Raw genomic sequence first — 20,394 nt, 5'->3', positions numbered from 1 at the left:
TGGATCTGAAGGAGATTTAAAAACATGGAAAAAATCATCGTAAGAGGCGGACACCAATTGAATGGCACCGTGCGGCTTGAAGGTGCCAAAAATGCAGTACTTCCAGTTCTCGCTGCGAGTCTTATCGCAAGCGAAGGGAAAAGCGTAATCAAAGAGGTACCGGTTTTAGCAGACGTTTATACAATCAATGAAGTATTAAGAAATTTAAATGCTGATGTGGAATTTAACGCAGAGAGCAATACAGTATATGTGGATGCTTCCAATCAGTTGGAAACAGAGGCTCCATTTGAATATGTTCGTAAAATGCGTGCTTCTGTTCTTGTTTTGGGACCATTATTGGCCCGTTATGGACACGCAAAGGTAGCAATGCCGGGTGGATGTGCAATTGGTTCCCGTCCAATCGATTTACATCTAAAAGGCTTCGAAGCAATGGGTGCTGATATTCATGTTGGCAACGGTTTTGTTGAAGCCAGAGTGGATGGCAGACTTAAGGGCGCAAAAATTTATTTGGATATGCCAAGTGTAGGGGCTACTGAAAACATTATGATGGCCGCAGCACTTGCAGATGGGAAAACTGTCATTGAAAATGCTGCAAAAGAGCCAGAAATTGTAGACTTAGCCAATTACCTGAATAAAATGGGTGCCAAAATTATCGGTGCCGGTACAGAAACAATTCGCATTCATGGAGTGGAAAAGCTTCATGGAACAGAGCATGCCATTATACCTGACCGTATTGAAGCAGGTACGTTTATGGTGGCAGCAGCTATAACTGGAGGAAATGTTCTAATTGAAAATGCAGTCAGTGAGCATTTACGTTCTGTAATATCTAAATTGGAAGAAATGAATGTAACAGTCAAAGAAGAAGATAACGGCGTGCGTATCATTGGACCAAATGAACTGAAGTCGACTGATATAAAAACATTGCCGCATCCAGGATTCCCAACAGATATGCAATCTCAAATGATGGCTTTAATGCTCCGTTCTAAAGGAACAGGTGTGATTACAGAAACTGTTTTTGAAAACCGATTCATGCATGTTGAAGAATTCAGACGTATGAATGCAAATATCAAGATTGAAGGACGCAGCGTAATCATTGAAGGATTATCTGATTTGCAGGGTGCAGAGGTTGCAGCAACAGATCTCCGTGCAGCGGCAGCATTAATCTTGGCAGGACTTGTCGGTAATGGATATACACGTGTAACAGAACTGAAGCATCTTGACCGCGGATATGTTGACATCGTTGGTAAGCTGGCATCTTTAGGTGCCGATATCGAGCGTGTAGATGAAAATGGAGATGTCGTACAACCATTAATGCCAGCAGTCGAAGTTGAATATAAGAATGTTAAGCTAGCAGCTGAGCTATAATTCATACAGTAATTAATTTAATAAAATAAGCGAAAACAGGTGAGCCTTATTCTTGAGGGCTACCTGTTTTTTTGTTTGTTTGGAAATGCTTGTTTGCATCAAAGTTATCCACATCTGCATAAATTCGGCTGAGTCAAAACATATCCACAATATGTGTAGTAGACTTTTTTTAAACCTTATAGTGTTTCGTTTTTGAAAGAGCCGCCCAGGAATGCGACAGCCCTGAACGGAATCCAGCCACAGATTCTCATCTATTCATGTAGCCTCTTCAACTTAAATATTCTGATTAATAGTAAAAATTAAACTTCTCAAATTGTTTAATCTATGATAATATTAATAGAAAATTACTAATTAAACAATAAGTTAACAAAATGAAATGAACTGTAGGTGATGACAGCATGAAGCTTTACTTATCTGTGGACATGGAAGGAATCACAGGAATTCCAGACTATACATATATCGATTCGAGTCAGCATAACTACGACCGGGCGAGAAGGATCATGACAGAGGAAACGAATTATGTAATTGATGCGGCATATCAATTCGGCTGTAAAGAGATACTCGTTAATGACAGCCATTCAAAAATGAATAATATCCTGATAGATGAACTTCATCCAGATGCGGCGTTGATTACTGGGGATGTTAAGCCACTATCCATGATGCAGGGGCTCGATGGCAGCTATGCTGGGGTTATGTTTATCGGATATCACGCCCGTGCTGGACAGCCTGGTGTCCTATCGCATTCCATGATTCATGCCGTTCGCAACTTTTATATTAATGACCACGTAATCGGGGAAATGGGATTTAATGCCTATGTTGCTGGTTATTTCGGTGTTCCCGTCCTATTGGTGGCAGGAGATGATCATGCAGGTCGAGAGGCAGAGGAGCTGATTCCCAATGTGACAACAGCCGTAGTCAAAGAAACCATTTCCAGGTCCGCTGTCAAGAGCATGTCACCAGTAAAGGCAGGTGAATTGCTGACAGGAAAGGCTTCTGAAGCATTGGAAAATAGGCAACGTGTCAAACCGCTTATTCCACCTTCTGAGCCGGTATTAAAAATTGAATTCAATAATCATGGACAGGCAGAATGGGCAAATCTGATGCCGAAAACAGAGATTATACCTGGCACTACCATTGTCAGATATGAGGCAGCAGACATATTAGAGGCATATAAAGCAATGCTTGTTATGACGGAACTCGCCATGCACACAGCATTTTCATAAGAGAGACAGCTGGATATAGATAACATAAGCAGGTAACTTCGGGGGTGGAAAAACATGCTGAAATACATATTGAAACGTTTTTTGATTATGCTGCTGACGCTATGGATCATTATTACGTTAACCTTTATTTTGATGGTTAGTATACCAGGATCTCCATTCAATAGTGAACAATCGTCAAATGAGGCGATACAGGCCAATCTTGAAGCACATTATAATCTCGACGAGCCATACCATGTTCAATATTTGCTATACCTCAAGTCAATCGTCACATTTGATTTTGGCCCCTCTATTAAACAGCCGAATCAATCTGTAAATGACTTACTCTCCAGAGGATTTCCGATTTCATTTGAGCTTGGTATCATTACCATTTTCGTTGCCGTAATATCAGGAATCATACTAGGAATCATCGCAGCATTGAAACATAACGGATTCATCGATTATCTATCAATGGGAGTTGCGGTGCTGGGTATATCAATACCGAACTTCATTCTAGCTACATTGCTGATCCAGCAATTGGCAGTAAACCTGGAACTCTTGCCTCCAGCGACATGGTCCAGTCCGAAGCATATGATTCTTCCGATCACAGCACTTGCTACAGGGCCAATGGCAATTATAGCAAGGTTGACCAGGTCCACGATGCTGGAAGTGCTGACACAGGACTACATAAAAATGGCCCGTGCAAAAGGGCTGTCCCCATGGAAAATCATCTTTAAACATGCACTTAGAAATGCATTGATGCCGGTAATTACCATAATGGGGACTTTGCTTGCCAGTATCTTGACAGGGACATTCGTTATCGAACAGATCTTTGCCATTCCAGGAATGGGAAAATACTTCGTTGAGAGTATTAATCAGCGTGATTATCCTGTAATTATGGGCACGACCGTTTTTTACAGTGCCTTCCTGATCATCATGCTGTTTCTGGTCGACATTGCTTATGGGCTGCTGGATCCGAGAATCCAGCTTCATAAAAAGGGAGGGGAATAATAATGAAACCCGCTAACGAGATGAAAGCAGCACATTCTCCATCCCAAATACCGGATGAATGGTTCAATCGCAAGGATAAAGATTCAAGAGAAGCCGAAGCAGTATCCAGACCATCGCTTTCCTATTGGCAGGACGCATGGAAGCGGCTTGTGAAAAATAAAATGGCAATGCTTGGTCTGATATTTTTGGTGCTTCTGACCTTCATGGCTATTTTCGGTCCTATTCTATCTCCTTATGAGGTAAACAAGCAGGACCTGCCAAGCCAATATCAGCCCCCATCTGCAGAGAATTGGTTTGGAACGGATAATGCAGGCAGAGATGTCTTTACCAGAACATGGTATGGTGCCAGGATATCGCTCTTTGTCGGATTGATGGCCGCCATTATTGACGTAACGGTTGGAATCATCTGGGGCGGCATCTCCGGCTATAAAGGCGGCCGGACAGATAATGTCATGATGCGAATTATTGAGATATTATATGGCCTTCCGTATTTGCTCGTCGTTATTTTACTGTTAGTTGTGCTCGGGCCAAGTTTATCGACAATCATTATTGCACTGACCGTTACGGGGTGGGTCGGAATGGCCCGAATTGTGCGGGGGCAGGTACTGCAGATAAAAAACTACGAACATGTTCTCGCGTCCAGGTCATTTGGTGCCAAGTCGTCACGGATTATCAGGAAAAATTTACTTCCAAACACAATGGGCCCAATCATTGTCCAAATGACATTGACCGTTCCATCGGCAATTTTTGCTGAAGCATTTTTAAGCTTCATTGGACTTGGAATCCAGGCGCCATATGCCAGTTGGGGTGTCATGGCAAATGATGCATTAGGCGGCATTATATCGGGGAATTGGTGGACATTATTCTTCCCTGCATTCTTTATCTCCTTTACGATGTTTGCTTTCAACGTCCTTGGTGATGGACTGCAGGATGCGCTTGATCCGAAATTAAGGAAGTAGGTGACAACATGGAAAAAATTCTGGAAGTGGAAAATCTCCACGTTACGTTTACGACATATGGCGGAACCGTAAAGGCTGTCCGGGGTGTCGATTTTCATCTGAATGAAGGGGAAACGCTGGCAATCGTAGGAGAGTCCGGCTGTGGGAAAAGTGTAACCTCCAATGCAATCATGAGATTGATTCCAGATCCGCCCGGCAAGATCACAAACGGAACAATTCTTTTTAAAGGGGAAAACCTAGCTGCATTTTCGGAGAAGAAGATGCGTTCCATTCGCGGTGTCGATATATCGATGATCTTTCAAGATCCAATGACTGCGCTGAATCCTACGCTAACCATTGGCACACAGCTGATGGAGGGCCTTCAGGAACATCGGAATGTGTCTGGTAAAGAGGCGAGAAAGAAAGCCATCGAGATGATGGATCTGGTAGGAATCCCAAATCCTGAAGAAAGGCTGAAGCAATATCCGCATCAGTTCAGCGGAGGTATGCGTCAGCGTATCGTGATTGCCATCGCATTGATTTGTGAACCGGATTTATTGATCGCTGATGAACCGACAACCGCCTTGGATGTAACCATTCAGGCACAGATACTCGAGCTATTTGAAAAAATTCAGGGTACCACAGGGGTTTCTATCATTCTGATAACCCATGATTTGGGGGTCGTTGCAAAAATTGCTGACCGCATTGCTGTCATGTACGCCGGGAAAATTATCGAAACAGGGACAAAACGTGAGATATTTTATAACCCTCAGCATCCATACACACAAGGTTTGCTGAATTCAGTACCAAGATTGGATTTGGCTGAAGAACGTTTGACTCCGATTGACGGAACTCCACCAGATTTATTCTCACCTCCGGACGCATGCCCATTTGCTGCCAGATGTCCATATGTGATGGAGGTGTGTGATAAAGTTTATCCCGCAAAGACGGAGCTGACAGGTTCACACCGAGTGAATTGCTGGCTTCAGGATGATCGGGCTAAACAATTGATAGCTGTTAAATAAAAAAAGGGGGAAAAGCAATGAAGAAATTACTGCTATTATTACTCGCACTACTAACGGTAGGTTTCCTTGCAGCCTGTACCGCAAATGAAGATGCAGGCCAAGAAGAGCCGGCAGAAGGTGCTGAATCAGAGGGAGCAGAAGAAACAGAAGGAGCCGAAGAAGGTGGTGAAAAGGTGCTTCGCTTGAACAATGGTGTGGAGCCCACTTCACTTGATCCATCCATTGGCTTCGACGCAGTTTCCTGGGATCCATTAAACAACCTGATGGAAGGTTTGACACGTCTTGATCAGGAATCAGTTGCAGGACCTGGAGCAGCGGAGGACTGGGATATCTCGGAAGATGGATTAACCTATACATTCCATATTCGCGAGGATGCAAACTGGTCCAATGGTGACCCAGTTGTAGCAGAGGATTTTGTCTATGCATGGAAATATATGCTTGATCCAGAGACAGCTTCCGCAGCGGCATTCCTCGGTTACTTTATAAAAGGTGGAGAAGCCTTCAACTTAGGGGAAGGCTCTGCAGACGATGTAGGTGTATCAGCGATTGACGAGAAGACGTTGGAAGTAGTACTGGAGGCACCAACTGGATTCTTCTTGGATGTTTTGACAAATCCTGCATTTTTCCCAGTTAACCATGCCGTGGCAGAAGAAAATCCAGAATGGTTTGCTGAAGCAGAAAGCTTTGTATCGAATGGTCCATTCACGCTTGAATCATGGGAGCATGAACAGGAAATGGTATTTGCTAAAAACCCAGAGTATTGGGATGCGGATACAGTGAAGCTGGATAAGGTCCACTGGGCTATGGTAAACGATACAAATACACAATACCAAATGTTTGAAACAGGTGACCTTGATACAGCAAGTATTCCTCCAGAATTATCGGATGATTTAATTGATGGTGACAATGTATATATTGGCGATTATGGCGGTTTGGAATTTTTCCGCTTCAATACAACTATGGAACCTTTCCAAAATAAGAAAATCAGACAGGCATTCGCTTATGCCGTCAACAAACAGGATATCGCAGACTATGTTGTGAAAAATGGTGTTGAACCAGCATATGGATTCGTATCTCCTGGATTCACTACGCCAACTGGTGAGGACTTCCGTGAGGTAAACGGAGAACTTGTGCCATATGACGCAGAATCAGCAAAGCAGCTGCTTGAAGAAGGTATGGCAGAGGAAGGGTATGATGAGCTTCCGCCGGTTGTATTATCCTATAACACAAGTGATACCAATAAAGCTGTTGCTGAAACAATCCAGAGCATGTTAAGCGAGAACCTTGGTGTTGATGTAACTCTGGAAAACCAAGAATGGAATGTATTTGCTGAAGCTCAGCAAAATCTGGAACTGCAATTCTCCCGCAGCTCATTTATCAATGATTACAGTGATCCAGTAAACTTCTTGGAAAGCTTTATCACAGATTCCTATATGAACCGTACTGGCTGGTCCAATGCAGAATATGATGATCTGATTGCCAAGGGAAAATCAGAAACAGATGATGAAAAACGTTATGAATATCTATACGAAGCTGAAAAATTATTGGCTGAAGAAATGCCGGCAATGCCAATCCGCTACTACAACACAGTAGTTCTCGAAGCGGATGGGGTAGAAGGCATCCTCCGCCACCCAGTAGGCTACTTCGACCTAAAATACGCGGATAAGAACTAAAGCGAGTTCGGTCGCTTAGGGGCGAGCAGGGGTTATTAAAATAACAGAATGAATTTGGGTATGGCTCATTTACAATATGTATGTGGGCCACTCCCTTTTTATCTACATATGATTTAGTCTATATCCTACATAATTATTGGGAAGCAGGGTTGCAGATGATACATCCAGCTCGATTGAAAAAAGGGGATACGATAGGGGTTGTTGCCCCGGCAGGTCCACCTAATATAGAAAATCTGAACAAGGCCATTCCGTTTTTTGAGGAAATGGGCCTGCGTGTGAAGCTGGGCAGGAACATCGAGTCGGTTCGCGGATATTTGGCAGGTACGGATGAAGAACGATTGGAAGATTTTCATGACATGATTGCCGATAGAAAAGTTAAAGGCATCTTTTTTGCCAGTGGTGGATATGGATCGGCACGGATCGCCGATAAAATTAATTACCATTTAATTAAAGAAAATCCCAAAATCATTTGGGGTTACAGTGATATTACCTTTTTACACACAGCAATACGGCAGCAGGCAGATTTAATTACATTTCATGGACCGATGCTTGCTTCTGATATAGGAAAGAACGACTTTGATAAATTTTCCGCTCATATGTTTCATCAGCTATTTGAACCAACTGAACTGAGTTATTCTGAGAAGATTGCACCTCTGGAGGTATATACCCAAGGGAATGTGCAAGGCCAATTGGTTGGCGGGAATCTATCATTAATGATTAGCACGCTTGGCACGGCCTATGAGATTGATACGAAAGATAAAATTCTTCTCTTGGAAGACGTTGGAGAAGAATCATATCGAGTCGATAGTATGTTAAACCAACTAAGACTAGCTGGGAAAATCTCAGCTGCAGCGGGAATAGTGATTGGCGATTTTGCAGATTCGCACTCACAAGCAGAGCCTACATCAACATTACAGCAAGTGTTTGAAGATTACTTTTCAGATTTCCATGGTCCTGTAATGGGAGGGTTTAAAATAGGGCACTGCCTTCCACATTTCGCCATCCCGCTCGGAACGACTGGAGAACTTTCAACAATCCGAAAAACATTGCTAATAGGGCCAGGCGTGAAATAGACGCAGATTCCTACTTCGTAATTACGAATCTAATTACTATTTAATGGCAAGCGATGGATTACAAAATAGGCAGGAGGTAAGCAGCTTGAAAATAGCCTCAATTGAAACCTTTCGGGGAGCAATTCCGTTACATACACCCTTCAAAACAGCTTTAAGAACGGTAACAATCGCAGAAACCTTAATTGTGAAAGTAACCTGTGATGACGGTACAGTCGGCTGGGGAGAAGCACCACCAACACATGTAATCACAGGAGACAGCCTTTCCGGGATTGAGTACGCGATTAACTCTATATTTAAGCCGCTGCTCGTTGGTGAATCTCTCTACAGGCGGGAGGCTCTATTCGAAAAGATAGAAGCAAGCATGGTCCACAATACCAGTGCAAAGGCGGCAATCGATATTGCCCTGCATGATTGTATAGCAAAGCTTGCAAAGATGCCGCTTTACCAGTTTCTCGGGGGGGATCATGAAAGACTTGAGACCGATTATACGGTGAGTGTCAATAGAGCGGAAGAAATGGCAGCTGATGCAAGGAGATATGTCAATGATGGCTTCCATGTATTGAAAATTAAAGTTGGTAAGGATGAAATTGCAGAAGACGTAAAGCGGATTCAGGCGATCAGGAAAGAAATCGGAACTGACGTATTAATTCGATTGGATGCCAACCAAGGCTGGAAGGCAAAGGAAGCTGTCAGGGCAATTCGCCAAATGGAGGACTTGGGACTTGATATCGAGTTAATTGAACAACCGGTAAAAGCACATGACTTTGATGGTCTGAAGTATGTCACCGATCATACTGATACACCAATCATGGCCGACGAAAGTGTATTCTCGCCAATCGATGCAAGGCGAATATTGGAAATGCGTGCAGCAGATATGATCAATATTAAATTAATGAAAGCAGGAGGCATTCACCAAGCTATGAAAATAGCAAAGCTTGCCCACAATTATGGAATAGAGTGCATGGTTGGAAGTATGATCGAAACAAAGATTGGTATCACTGCTGCAGCACACTTTGCAGCCAGTCAACCGAACATCACCCGCTATGATTTTGATGCACCATTAATGCTGACTGGCGATTTGGCGACTGGCGGCATTGTATATAAAGGGAGCAATATTGAATTAGGCAATGAACCAGGATTGGGTGTTAAGTCAGTAAACACTTCCTTCCTGGAAGGATAGGTAAATAATAAAATAAGGAAAATGGTGGACAGTGCTGAAAAATAGGAATTCACAATTGGTCTGAGCAATACTGTTCGTCCTTTAAAAGGGTACAGTATTGCCGAAATGAAAGAAATCCCAGACAAAGCTTGTCAGCCTTCCAATAAAATAAAACAAACGTTTGATCAATACCTAAAAAGGCTGTCTGTCAACATTTTCCCGTCTTTCTGGAAATAAAAAAATCTGCATCATGCATCCATTCCAAAGGGAGAAAGAAAAAATAAAACAAACGTTTGATCAATTCCCGAAAAGTGCAGTAATGTCACCAATATTCCAGTATTCGCAAAAAATCTCGATATGGATTAAACCTTTGGCCTTTATATCCTTTGGAAGAAATAGATAAGATTGAAAGACCTCTGATCAGTGAGAACCACCAAAGGCAAGAGACAGGAAAAAATGAAAACTCCTAAACAACACTCCAAGCGAGAAAGGGGAAAGAAAATGATTAATCAAACGTTTGATCAATTTCCGGAAGATCTATGGATAACCGCGGTACAGGTAGCGACTGTTTGGACGGAACCTTCCTCTGCCAGAAAGATAGACAAAGATGGCACCGCAAATCCAACCGATATTGATAGTTGGATCGCTCATCTGGACTATGCAGCAAGTCTAGCATTATGTAATGAAAATAGGGTGCAGACACAAATTTTATATGGGGAGCCAGTCCTTGTTACAGAAGTAAAAGAAGACTGGGCACATGTGGTGATACCTTCACAGCCCTCGAGTAAAGATGTACGTGGCTATCCGGGATGGGTACCTATCCAGCAACTGAAGAAACTGCCGAAAGAGGAGTGGATTGCATCTGAATATGCTGCTGTCATAAAAGACAAGACATGGCTCGAAACAGCAGGCAGTGAAAAATTGATGAAGATTAGCTATTTGAGCATCTTGCCTGTTAAAGAAACCGGCACTTCCCGCATTAAAGTGGGTACACCACATGGCGACCATTTTCTGCCAGCAGAGGATGTATATATTTTCTCTGCAGAAGAGGGAATGAAAAATGGAAGTGGAATGGATATTGTAAAAGCAGGTGAAGCCTATCTGAGTCTTGATTACTTTTGGGGTGGAATGAGTTCATTTGGCTACGATTGCTCGGGACTTGCCTATGCAGCACATAAAGCGAATGGCTATCAGATTGCCCGTGATGCCGGAGACCAGGCTGCTTCAGGAAAAGAAGTGGAATTCAATCAGCTTGAACCCGGAGATTTGCTTTTTTTCGCTTATGAAGAAGGCCGGGGAAGGCTTCATCACGTTGGAATATATTATGGCAATGGGAAAATGCTCCATTCTCCGCAAACGGGGAAGGGGATAGAAATTACAAGACTTGCAGGAACAAAATATGAAAAGGAACTTTGTGCAGCAAGACGATACTGGCAAGAAGCAAAGGAGAATTAGTGATGGAAGATAAAATACTGGAAGTAAAGGGCCTGAAAAAATACTTCAATATGGGGAAAGACAGTACGCTTCAAGCGGTCAATGATGTAAGCTTCCATGTGAATAGGGGCGAGACGTTTGGTCTGGTTGGCGAATCAGGATGCGGCAAGTCAACGATTGGGCGGACGATTATGGGGCTTTATCATAAAACGGACGGAGAGGTCATTTTTGATAATGAAAATGTCCATGAGCTGAAGAAAAAGGAACAATTTGAATTCCATCAGAAAATGCAAATGATTTTCCAGGATCCATATGCATCACTTAATCCAAGATCAACCGTCAGGGAAGTTATATCAGAACCAATGGAAATCCATGGCTTATATAAAACTAAAAAAGAATTGCTGAATCGGGTATATGAGCTGCTGAAGGAAGTCGGTCTGAACCGTGACCATGCAAACCGCTATCCGCATGAGTTCAGTGGCGGGCAGCGGCAGCGGATAGGGATTGCACGTGCATTGGCGCTGAACCCGGATTTTATCATTGCGGATGAACCGATTTCGGCTTTGGACGTATCTGTCCAGGCACAGGTTGTAAATCTGATGAAGCAATTGAAAGAAGATAAAGGACTGACATTTTTATTTATTGCACATGACCTTTCCATGGTAAAGCAATTCTCGGACCGAATCGGCGTCATGTATCTAGGGAATCTGGTGGAGCTGACGGAAAGCAGTGAACTCTATGAGAAACCACTACATCCGTATACACAGGCACTGCTCTCGGCCATTCCCATTCCGGACCCGGATATCGAGGAAAAGAGAGAAAGAATAATCTTACAAGGGGAATTGCCAAGCCCGATCAACCCACCAAGCGGATGTGTTTTCCGCACACGTTGTCCTATGGCAATGGAGGTCTGCTCTCAGGTCAGGCCAGTATGGCAGGAAGTAGAACAGAAGCATTTTGTTGCCTGTCATCTATATGATAAATCATTAAAAGACAAAACCCCGCTCAGAGATCAGCCGGAGATAGCGCCACTATAATAGGGCAGTCTCCCCCTTTAGACTTTGTGAAAAATGGAGGTCTATTTTTCTTCCTCACTGTATAAATTGATTAGTAGGGAAGCTAGAATAGCTGGACCAATCCATACATTGCAAAGGGGGAAAGCTGTGAAAAGACACCACGCAGTGCCAAAAGCATGGAAGAAAAAGAAATCGTCGTTAAAGAAACAAATAATGAAAAGCCAGCAAAAAAATTATCCTATAAAAATGAACAGGTTACTCCGGTCCGGAAGATTATACCTTTAAAAAACAGAAAGACAAGGTACTTTAATCCAAGAAGACACCGCCCGTGGAAATTGACGACCTCAATCATACTAGCTGTCTTGCTCCTATTTATTCTGGCATTCCCATCCATGATTGTTGCCTTCTTTGGGGAGAACAAGCAGAATGAAATTGCTTCATTGGAAAAAGAGACGGACGCTGCCGTCGAGATTGGATCATCTCCATTTTCAGTAGCCGTCATGCGGTCAAACGTTGAAAATGTAGAAGATATTCCGCTCGAGACTTACGTTGCAGGAGTTGTGGCTTCCGAAATGCCAGCCGAATTTGAACTTGAGGCACTAAAGGCACAAGCACTTGCAGCCCGTACGTTTACCGTAAATCATTTGCTCCATGGAGAAAATGCTGCCAAGTACGATCTGACGGATACCGTTCAGCATCAGGTATATAAAAGCGAACAGGAACTGCAAAAGGATTGGGGCAGTGAATATACAGCAAAGATGAATAAGATAAAAGAAGCAGTAAATGCCACAAAAGGGCAGATACTAACCTATAATGATGCACCGATTACCGCAGCATTTTTTTCCACAAGTAATGGATACACCGAGAATTCCGAGGATTATTGGGAGAATGAAGTATCCTATTTAAGGAGTGTTGAAAGTCCGTGGGATGAAGAGTCCCCTAAATTTCTGGGACAGCAGACATTCACAATCACGCAAATTGAATCGGCACTGGAAGTTGAATTGCCGAAGGATGCCCCGCTGCTTATCGAACTGGAAAGAACAGAAAGCGGCCGCGTCAGTGAACTTGGAATCGAAGAATATTCGTTCACAGGAAGAGATATCAGGGAAAAGCTTGATCTTAAATCCAGCGATTTCACCATCAAACAGAATAACGGCCATTTGATTTTCACAACGGAAGGCTTTGGACATGGGATAGGCATGAGTCAGTATGGTGCCAATGGAATGGCTAAAGAAGGAAAAACATATGAAGAAATCGTTCACTACTTTTATAAGGATGTAAAAATCAGTACAATCAATGAAACAGCCCCAACCCTCGTCGCTAAGTAGGCGGGGGTTTCTGCTGCCTTTAGCAAACTGCCGCCATATCAAGGCATTTCATCAGGGAATTTCTGTCTCCGGTAACCCCTTACCTTCCCCCAAACGAATAAAAAAATCCATAAATTTAATAAATTTTTTTATCCAGATGTATATATTTTGATTTTTCTGCTCACAATGGTTGCAGAGGTGATTAATTATGAGTGAAGAATTCAAAGGCGGGCCAAAAAATAAATGGAGCCGCATTTACCGCAAGAAATGGTTTTTCCCAGCTGTCTACTTGACGATTGCAGCACTTTTACTATCGGTTGTGGTGTGGTATCAAAACATGGATAATCAAGTCCCCGATGCTACAGACGATCAGGAACAGTCAGGCGATTACAGCCCAGTCCTGAATGATGATGAGGCGCAAACGGTACTAGATCAGCAAGAATTAATACAAATGCCGGTAGTTAATCTGGATGAAGCAGAAATCGTAACTAAATTTTTTGACTACAACGCAGAACAAGAAGACCGTGAGAATGCTTTGGTACTCTACAATAACAGATTCTATCAAAGCACAGGGGTTGACATCGCAGCAGCAAACGCAGAAGTATTCGATGTAGTTGCAGCACTTAGTGGAACAGTGGAAGAAGTGAAAGAGGATCCGTTGTTAGGTAATGTTGTTATTCTATCACATGCAGATGAAGTGAAAACCTATTATGCTAGTCTGGATGAGGTCAGTGTTACTGCAGGATCCGATTTGAAGCAGGGTGACAAGGTAGGTACAGCAGGCAAGAACCTTTTTGGTAAGGACAATGGAACACACGTACATTTTGAAATCAGAAAAGACGGAAAAGAAATGAACCCGGAAACTTATTTCAATCAGCCGGTAAGCAGTCTTGAAAGTGTATCTGAGGAAGCTGAAGGTGATTCAGCTGTAAATGAAGAAAGTGATGCCGCTGAAGATGCAGAAGCAAATGAAGAAACCAATGCTACAGAAGAAGATTCAGAAGCAAACGAAGAATCAGATGCAACAAATGATTCGGAAGAAGAGTCCCCAGAATCTGGCGAAGATGAAACAGAAGAAGATCCTGAGGAAGAAACAGACGATTCTACTGAGAATGATAATGCGTAATAAAATATCCCGATACCTTAATGGTACCGGGGTATTTTTCTTTAATCAGAAAAAAATGAATACGCCTTCATGCATAAATTGTCGAACGATAACTAATTTTTCTGCTAGAAAATTATGGTAAGATAATATTGTTTTTAAAATAGAGGGAATTTTCCTTCAGAAGGAAAAGGAGGTTTATAAAAAATGATTATAAAACAAATGCCACCCTGTTCACATCGAACAATCACAGATTTGATCAACATGTTATGTGCCGAATATGGTCCAGAAGCCGCACAGGATATGATGGTAGAAAACTGTCTCGATTCCCCCTCAAAAGATATCCAGAAAAAAGGAATGGAATACTTATATATGCATGGATATTTTCCAGAACTGAAACAATTGATTCAGAAGAACCGGCAATCGGATGACCCATCCAACAGGCTTTGGGGAACTATCTACCATATAATGATTCGACAGACCCTAAGAGAGATAAGTCCACACAAGACAATTCAGCTTTTGCAGCATTTTAGAGAGCGCTATTCGACAAAAGAGCCTGAATTATTATTCCTGATCGACTTAATCCGCGAAAATGCCTATTATCAAATGCCCCAATATGATAGGATCGGCAAGATTATGGTAACACACCAGCAATATTTCGCTTTGATGGAGGATAGAAGCATGGTGAGTTATTTCAAGATCAGAGTATACAAAATAAATGTCATCTACCATTTGATGCGAAATGAACTGATCATGGCAAGAAAATATGCTTACCGAGTGCTGAACTCACTTGATAGTCCGCTTATCCATGCCGGTATCCATCTTCTGCTGGGAATATCCTACACATTCGATACATATGAAAAGGGAATGTATCATTTAAAGAAATCGTTTGAGCTTGCTAAAGAAGTTAAATTGAATTATTTAACAGAGAGTCTAAAGAATTTTTATATTCCATTTCTTTCGGCACATTTTAAAAAAGTAGATAACATTACGACAAAGGATAGAGGGGAGCAGGCCCATATAGAGCTTGCTAAGGGAAATCATGCAAAGGTAATCGAAATACTGGACCATTTACCGGAAAAAGATGCCTTTCAGCTTTACTATTTAGGCAAGGCAAAAGAGGACAAGTCCCTATTGATAAAATCATATAATCATTTTATTGAGAAGAGAAGTGATTATTTCTTCTGCAGACTACCGATAAACGCTTTCAAGGAAATGTAGAATGGTTCCTGCAAAAAGGCTGCTGTAATTGTCATGATTTAAAGTGACAGTACAGTGGCTTTTTTGTTTGTACAAAAATCCCCTGTACTTTGCCTAAATCAACGGAATCTATAAAGAAAATCAAAATACATCTTGTCCCCTCCATGAATTGTACAAATTTAATCATAAAGCATGATCTACTCTAATAAGATGTTACAAACCATGCAATCGAATTGTCTGAGGTGAGAGCTCGTGTAACGTTATAGGCTTCTTCATACTGCATGCTCCACATGGAATATTTACCCCACAGCCGTTTTTGTCATTTGTTAAACAGGTGATACATACCCAATATTCTTCTTTGCAGCGCTGTTCACTAAAATCTTATACACAAAGTAACACCAGTCTCGACCAGCACCTCGGAATTAATCAACTTAGGGAGGCGAACGGTGTGCATGATTACATCAAAGAGAGAACGATCAGGATAGGAAGGCATGTCGTGGAGACGAGAAAAACGGTCCGAACGATAGCGAAAGAATTTGGTGTCTCCAAAAGCACAGTTCATAAGGATTTGACAGAACGCTTACCAGAAATAAATCCAGACCTGGCAAATCAGGTGAAGGAAATTCTCGAATACCATAAAGCAATCCGTCATTTAAGGGGAGGCGAAGCGACAAGGCAAAAATATAAAATCGACGGTCAAAAGGAAGCGCAGGAAAAACCAGCAGGCTGAGAAGCTTATGCCAAATAATCAGTTTGTGATGCAAGTATAAATAAACCGATTTTGATTGACTGAACGAAGAAAATCAAAAAACATTTGATTCAGTTATGAAAGAAGGCCCAATTTGTAAGTAATGTTAATTCCAGATTTTTGCATATGTGCATATGATAGAAACTGACGTAACGGCGACATCCGATTTCCGCTCCGGGCAGTCGCTTTCCGCGGGCACCGCTTCAGCTTCCTCAGAAGCAATACCGGCTTCTTGCGGGATCTTCAGCTGTTGCTTTTCCCGCTGGAGTCGATTGCCCTGCGCTCCAATCAATCAGATTAATAATTGAATATCTAGTGATTGGTTCAAGGAATATGCAACCTATCAAAAATAATGAAAAAGCACAATGAGAGAAAAAAGGTCGACCTCGGATAAAAAGATAGGAAATGCGAATTAGGAATTCACACAGATAAAGAAAATATCCATAAAATCAATGAAACAAACCGATATGATAAAATCAGCAGGGATAATTATCCAGCATAACTGGATGTGCCTGCTGTATTTTTTCGTCCTTCCCCAGGTAAGTCACCTTAAGTTAAAACACTGCAAGAGCAAGGAATTCCGACAAAAATCGTGTTATAGATTGCCTCTCTCCAGTCAATGGAGAAAATATTCATCCATTTTACTTCGAATTTTTTCCAAATCTGCAGTTAATTGTTGTAATTTGTGGTAAAATATTATAATAGTAGCATTTTGTCAAATTGACGGTGCAAGATAGTAACGCTAGGAGGATCTAGATACATGTTTTCTAGAGATATTGGAATCGACCTTGGAACTGCCAACGTTTTGATTCACGTAAAAGGTAAAGGAATTGTATTAAATGAACCATCAGTCGTCGCAATGGACCGAAACACAGGCAAGGTGCTTGAGGTTGGAGAAGAAGCACGCCGTATGGTTGGACGTACACCAGGAAATATTGAAGCAATCCGCCCGTTAAAGGATGGAGTTATCGCTGACTTCGATGTAACAGAAGCTATGCTAAAGCATTTTATAAATAAAATTAATGTAAAAGGGATTATTTCTAAGCCGAGAATGCTTATTTGCTGTCCGACTAATATTACAAAGGTCGAACAAAAGGCAATTAAGGAAGCGGCAGAAAAATCCGGCGGCAAGAAGGTTTATTTGGAAGAAGAACCGAAAGTGGCTGCAATTGGGGCTGGAATGGAAATCTATCAGCCGAGCGGAAACATGGTCGTTGACATCGGTGGAGGGACTACAGATGTCGCAGTTCTTTCCATGGGTGGCATTGTGACCTCCGAATCGATCAAGATGGCTGGAGACAAATTTGATATTGAAATTCTTCAATACATCAAGAAAAAGTACAAGCTTTTGATTGGTGAACGAACAGCCGAAGAGATTAAGATTAATGTCGCTACTGTCTTTAAAGATTCCCGTAAAGAAACAATGGATATCCGCGGACGTGACATGGTAACTGGACTTCCAAGAACGATTACAGTTGAATCTGGCGAAATCGAGATCGCATTAAGTGAATCTGTTGCATTAATTGTACAGGCAGCTAAATCCGTCCTCGAACGTACACCACCAGAATTATCTGCTGACATCATTGATCGAGGCGTTATTCTAACAGGCGGCGGCGCTTTGCTGCACGGTATCGACCAGCTCTTGGCTGAAGAACTGAAAGTCCCTGTATTTATTGCCGAAGATCCTATGGATTGTGTGGCAAAAGGAACTGGTATCATGCTCGAGAATATTGATAAAATCGAACGCAGAAAAATAGGCTAAATACATAACAGGTCCCCCAGCTGATGCTTTGGGACTTGTTAAACCATTTTCATAATTGATATACCCGGATTGATTATCATGTAAACCTACTATTAGAAAAAGTTTTACCGGATAAAGGAGGAGAATGACTTGTTAAGAGGTTTTTATACAGCCGCAAGCGGAATGATTACGCAGCAGCGCCAGACGGAAGCACTTTCCAATAATATTGCCAATGCGAATACTCCAGGATATAAAGCCGACCAGACAACAATACGCGCCTTTCCGGAACTGCTGTTGAGTGAAATGGGTTCAGAAAAAACCATTCCAACAACCCAGGGGGGACTCAATCTCCCTGTTCAGAATACAGTGGGCTCCATCAACACAGGTGCCTATGTTCAGGAAACAGTACCGAACTTTAAACAAGGGGATGTAAGAGAAACCAATATCTCTACAGACCTGGCAATTATAAATGGCACAATACCAGATGAATCCGGCTTTTTATTTTTTAATGTACAAAACGAAGCGGGAGAAGTCAGATACACTCGTAATGGGAATTTTACGGTTGATGGAGAAGGTTTCCTTGTTACAAATCAGGGTTACTATGTACTTGATCAGGCGGGTAATCCAATCCAAACAGATGGAATGGAATTCACGGTAACTCCTGAAGGAACACTGCAGACAATGGATCAGGCAACACAGCTTGGAATCTCCTATATGGAAAATGTAAATGACCTGACTAAAGAGGGGAACGATATCTTTGCAGGTGAGGCTGATGCTATACCGGCTGGGACGACTTTTTCCATCCAACAGGGGACCTTGGAGCAATCAAATGTGAACACAATGCAGACAATGACAGATATGATGAGTTCTTACCGTTTGTTTGAAACAAATCAGCGTGTATTAAGAGCATATGATGAAAGTCTTGGCAAAGCCGTTTCTGAAATTGGACGAATCGGCTAATCCATTCGGAACCAGCTGGATGGAAGGCAGCGGACGTAGCTGACCATTGACAGGGTATCGGGTTGATAGGTTTTATTCTTTATCAGACGGAAGCTGCGTAGGTCCAGAACAATTGCCCCAATTGCCTCGTTTTACAGTAATACCTTAACTTAAGGAGGGACACTTATGTCTCAGATGATGATGCAGGCAGCAGTTACCATGAACCAGCTGCAGCAAAAACTCGATTTGATCGGGAATAATATGGCGAACAGCCAAACAACCGGATATAAAACCCGTCAAGCTGATTTCTCCTCTCTGCTTGTTCAGCAGGTAGCGAATTTAAATGATCCAGCGAATGCGGACGGGCGCCTGACTCCTGACGGCATTCGTGTCGGATCAGGAGCACGATTAGGCTCAACAAATATTGATCTGAGTCTCGGCTCGCTTGTTGAAACAGGACGGACGCTAGATGCCGCTTTACTTGAGGATAATCATCTATTTGAAATCCTGGTGAGCGAAAATGGCCAAGAAGAAACACGATATACAAGAGACGGTTCCTTTTATCTCAGTCCTGTTAACAATAATCAGGACCTTATGCTGACTACAAGTGATGGGAATCCTGTCCTTGGTCAAAACGGTCCGATTGTCATTGCAGAAGGGTTTGATGCCATCGATATTCGTGAAAATGGTGAGATTGCCGTGTCACGTGGTGGACAAACAGCTGTTGAAGCACAGCTTTCTGTTGTGGAAGCAGTTCGGCCTAGATTATTGGAAGCAACCGGTCAAAATATGTTCCGCCTCCCTGACACTGAAACGCTTGGGTTTGATGAAGCTGAGATTCTTCAAGCGACCAATCCAAATGCCAAAGTTCTGGAAAGCGGTACACTAGAGCAATCCAATGTAGATATTGCTCAACAAATGACGGACTTAACAATTGCACAGCGCTCGTATCAGTTTAATTCAAGAACGATTTCCATGGGAGATCAAATGATGGGCCTCGTAAATCAATTAAGATCCTAATCATGTTATGATAGATGAAATAAAATTCGAATAATCTCTATGAAGAGTTACTTGTAAGGGAGCAACAAAATGGCTACAAACCAATCAGAAAAACAATCAAGAAGAGCTTTGAAGGAAGAAAAGGATGCTGCAGCTTCCATGTCTTCCAACAAAGCAGAAGCAGAAAAAAAGGACAAACAGACACGTAAGCAGCAAAAAACAAAACAGAATGAAGAAAAAAGGAAAAATAAAATACCAAGACTTCGTATTTTTCCAATCTGGCTGCGTATTATAATTGTTTTAATTATTGCTGCCGCTGCCCTGGTTGCTGGATTAATGATTGGCTATGGAGTTATAGGTGACGGTGTTCCAACAGATGCTCTAAAAAAAGAAACGTGGCAGCATATTATCGATATCGTTACAAAGGTTGAATAATCAACCCAAATACGAAAAGCTGTAAAAAAG

At 42.2% G+C, this 20,394-nt stretch carries 18 protein-coding genes; all 18 read left to right on the top strand.

The genetic code is table 11. The annotated features are described in order from the left end of the window. Positions 1–24: 24 nt before the first annotated feature. The 18 genes from murA (at position 25) to OMHG_RS03345 (ending at position 20,364) form a co-directional block, all read left to right on the top strand. Positions 25–1,365, top strand: a complete 1,341-nt coding sequence (gene murA / locus OMHG_RS03430; RefSeq protein ID WP_010648345.1) for a UDP-N-acetylglucosamine 1-carboxyvinyltransferase — start codon at positions 25–27, stop codon at positions 1,363–1,365. Positions 1,366–1,763: 398 nt separating this feature from the next. Beyond that, positions 1,764–2,588, top strand: a complete 825-nt coding sequence (locus OMHG_RS03425) for a M55 family metallopeptidase (protein WP_010648342.1) — start codon at positions 1,764–1,766, stop codon at positions 2,586–2,588. Positions 2,589–2,642: 54 nt separating this feature from the next. Next, entirely contained in the window at positions 2,643–3,575 is a 933-nt protein-coding gene (locus OMHG_RS03420) for an ABC transporter permease (RefSeq protein WP_010648340.1), read from the top strand. A gap of 2 nt (positions 3,576–3,577) precedes the next feature. Beyond that, entirely contained in the window at positions 3,578–4,534 is a 957-nt protein-coding gene (locus tag OMHG_RS03415; RefSeq protein WP_010648338.1) for an ABC transporter permease, read from the top strand. An 8-nt stretch (positions 4,535–4,542) separates the two neighbouring features. After that, on the top strand, positions 4,543–5,538 hold the full coding sequence (locus OMHG_RS03410) for an ABC transporter ATP-binding protein (RefSeq protein WP_010648336.1): 996 nt from the start codon (positions 4,543–4,545) through the stop codon (positions 5,536–5,538). 17 nt (positions 5,539–5,555) lie between these two features. Next, positions 5,556–7,211 carry a peptide ABC transporter substrate-binding protein gene (locus tag OMHG_RS03405; protein ID WP_010648334.1) on the top strand — a complete coding sequence of 552 codons (1,656 nt, stop codon included), beginning with the start codon at positions 5,556–5,558 and terminating at the stop codon, positions 7,209–7,211. 155 nt (positions 7,212–7,366) lie between these two features. Then, the gene (locus OMHG_RS03400) at positions 7,367–8,284 is read left to right on the top strand and encodes a S66 peptidase family protein (RefSeq protein WP_010648331.1); all 918 of its coding nucleotides are present in this window, start codon (positions 7,367–7,369) and stop codon (positions 8,282–8,284) included. Positions 8,285–8,369: 85 nt separating this feature from the next. Beyond that, positions 8,370–9,464, top strand: coding sequence for a mandelate racemase/muconate lactonizing enzyme family protein (locus OMHG_RS03395; RefSeq protein ID WP_010648329.1), 1,095 nt, complete (start codon positions 8,370–8,372; stop codon positions 9,462–9,464). A 480-nt stretch (positions 9,465–9,944) separates the two neighbouring features. Next, a complete protein-coding gene (locus OMHG_RS03390; protein ID WP_010648328.1) occupies positions 9,945–10,898 on the top strand; it encodes a C40 family peptidase in 954 nt (317 codons plus the stop codon). Between the two features lie 2 nt (positions 10,899–10,900). Further along, a complete protein-coding gene (locus tag OMHG_RS03385) occupies positions 10,901–11,914 on the top strand; it encodes an ABC transporter ATP-binding protein (RefSeq protein WP_010648327.1) in 1,014 nt (337 codons plus the stop codon). Between the two features lie 155 nt (positions 11,915–12,069). Beyond that, positions 12,070–13,221, top strand: a complete 1,152-nt coding sequence (spoIID, locus tag OMHG_RS03380) for a stage II sporulation protein D (RefSeq protein WP_010648325.1) — start codon at positions 12,070–12,072, stop codon at positions 13,219–13,221. 187 nt (positions 13,222–13,408) lie between these two features. Continuing rightward, positions 13,409–14,326 (top strand): stage II sporulation protein SpoIIQ, encoded by a 918-nt coding sequence (locus OMHG_RS03375; protein ID WP_010648323.1) that lies wholly within the window; start codon positions 13,409–13,411, stop codon positions 14,324–14,326. 183 nt (positions 14,327–14,509) lie between these two features. Then, entirely contained in the window at positions 14,510–15,523 is a 1,014-nt protein-coding gene (locus OMHG_RS03370; protein WP_010648322.1) for an AimR family lysis-lysogeny pheromone receptor, read from the top strand. Between the two features lie 427 nt (positions 15,524–15,950). After that, on the top strand, positions 15,951–16,232 hold the full coding sequence (gene spoIIID, locus OMHG_RS19210; protein WP_010648319.1) for a sporulation transcriptional regulator SpoIIID: 282 nt from the start codon (positions 15,951–15,953) through the stop codon (positions 16,230–16,232). 778 nt (positions 16,233–17,010) lie between these two features. Continuing rightward, the gene (gene mreB, locus OMHG_RS03360) at positions 17,011–18,012 is read left to right on the top strand and encodes a rod shape-determining protein (protein ID WP_010648316.1); all 1,002 of its coding nucleotides are present in this window, start codon (positions 17,011–17,013) and stop codon (positions 18,010–18,012) included. Between the two features lie 129 nt (positions 18,013–18,141). Next, on the top strand, positions 18,142–18,951 hold the full coding sequence (locus OMHG_RS03355) for a flagellar hook-basal body protein (protein ID WP_010648314.1): 810 nt from the start codon (positions 18,142–18,144) through the stop codon (positions 18,949–18,951). Positions 18,952–19,116: 165 nt separating this feature from the next. After that, complete coding sequence (locus tag OMHG_RS03350; RefSeq protein ID WP_010648312.1) at positions 19,117–19,950, top strand: flagellar hook-basal body protein; 834 nt, start codon at positions 19,117–19,119, stop codon at positions 19,948–19,950. A gap of 69 nt (positions 19,951–20,019) precedes the next feature. Beyond that, the gene (locus OMHG_RS03345; protein WP_010648311.1) at positions 20,020–20,364 is read left to right on the top strand and encodes a DNA-directed RNA polymerase subunit beta; all 345 of its coding nucleotides are present in this window, start codon (positions 20,020–20,022) and stop codon (positions 20,362–20,364) included. Positions 20,365–20,394 lie beyond the last annotated feature (30 nt).

Source organism: Oceanobacillus massiliensis str. N'diop, assembly GCF_000285495.1.
GTDB lineage: Bacteria > Bacillota > Bacilli > Bacillales > Amphibacillaceae > Oceanobacillus > Oceanobacillus massiliensis.
Note: the sequence above shows the minus strand (reverse complement) of the source record. Positions and strands in the feature narration are given on the sequence as shown.

Coding starts and splice junctions, on each gene's coding strand:
- OMHG_RS03415 (WP_010648338.1), top strand. CDS start 3,578: ATGAAACCCGCTAACGAGATGAAAGCAGCACATTCTCCATCCCAAATA.
- spoIID (WP_010648325.1), top strand. CDS start 12,070: ATGGAAGAAAAAGAAATCGTCGTTAAAGAAACAAATAATGAAAAGCCA.
- OMHG_RS03410 (WP_010648336.1), top strand. CDS start 4,543: ATGGAAAAAATTCTGGAAGTGGAAAATCTCCACGTTACGTTTACGACA.
- OMHG_RS03405 (WP_010648334.1), top strand. CDS start 5,556: ATGAAGAAATTACTGCTATTATTACTCGCACTACTAACGGTAGGTTTC.
- OMHG_RS03390 (WP_010648328.1), top strand. CDS start 9,945: ATGATTAATCAAACGTTTGATCAATTTCCGGAAGATCTATGGATAACC.
- OMHG_RS03385 (WP_010648327.1), top strand. CDS start 10,901: ATGGAAGATAAAATACTGGAAGTAAAGGGCCTGAAAAAATACTTCAAT.
- OMHG_RS03345 (WP_010648311.1), top strand. CDS start 20,020: ATGGCTACAAACCAATCAGAAAAACAATCAAGAAGAGCTTTGAAGGAA.
- OMHG_RS03400 (WP_010648331.1), top strand. CDS start 7,367: ATGATACATCCAGCTCGATTGAAAAAAGGGGATACGATAGGGGTTGTT.
- OMHG_RS03375 (WP_010648323.1), top strand. CDS start 13,409: ATGAGTGAAGAATTCAAAGGCGGGCCAAAAAATAAATGGAGCCGCATT.
- mreB (WP_010648316.1), top strand. CDS start 17,011: ATGTTTTCTAGAGATATTGGAATCGACCTTGGAACTGCCAACGTTTTG.
- murA (WP_010648345.1), top strand. CDS start 25: ATGGAAAAAATCATCGTAAGAGGCGGACACCAATTGAATGGCACCGTG.
- OMHG_RS03370 (WP_010648322.1), top strand. CDS start 14,510: ATGATTATAAAACAAATGCCACCCTGTTCACATCGAACAATCACAGAT.
- OMHG_RS03425 (WP_010648342.1), top strand. CDS start 1,764: ATGAAGCTTTACTTATCTGTGGACATGGAAGGAATCACAGGAATTCCA.
- OMHG_RS03420 (WP_010648340.1), top strand. CDS start 2,643: ATGCTGAAATACATATTGAAACGTTTTTTGATTATGCTGCTGACGCTA.
- OMHG_RS03350 (WP_010648312.1), top strand. CDS start 19,117: ATGTCTCAGATGATGATGCAGGCAGCAGTTACCATGAACCAGCTGCAG.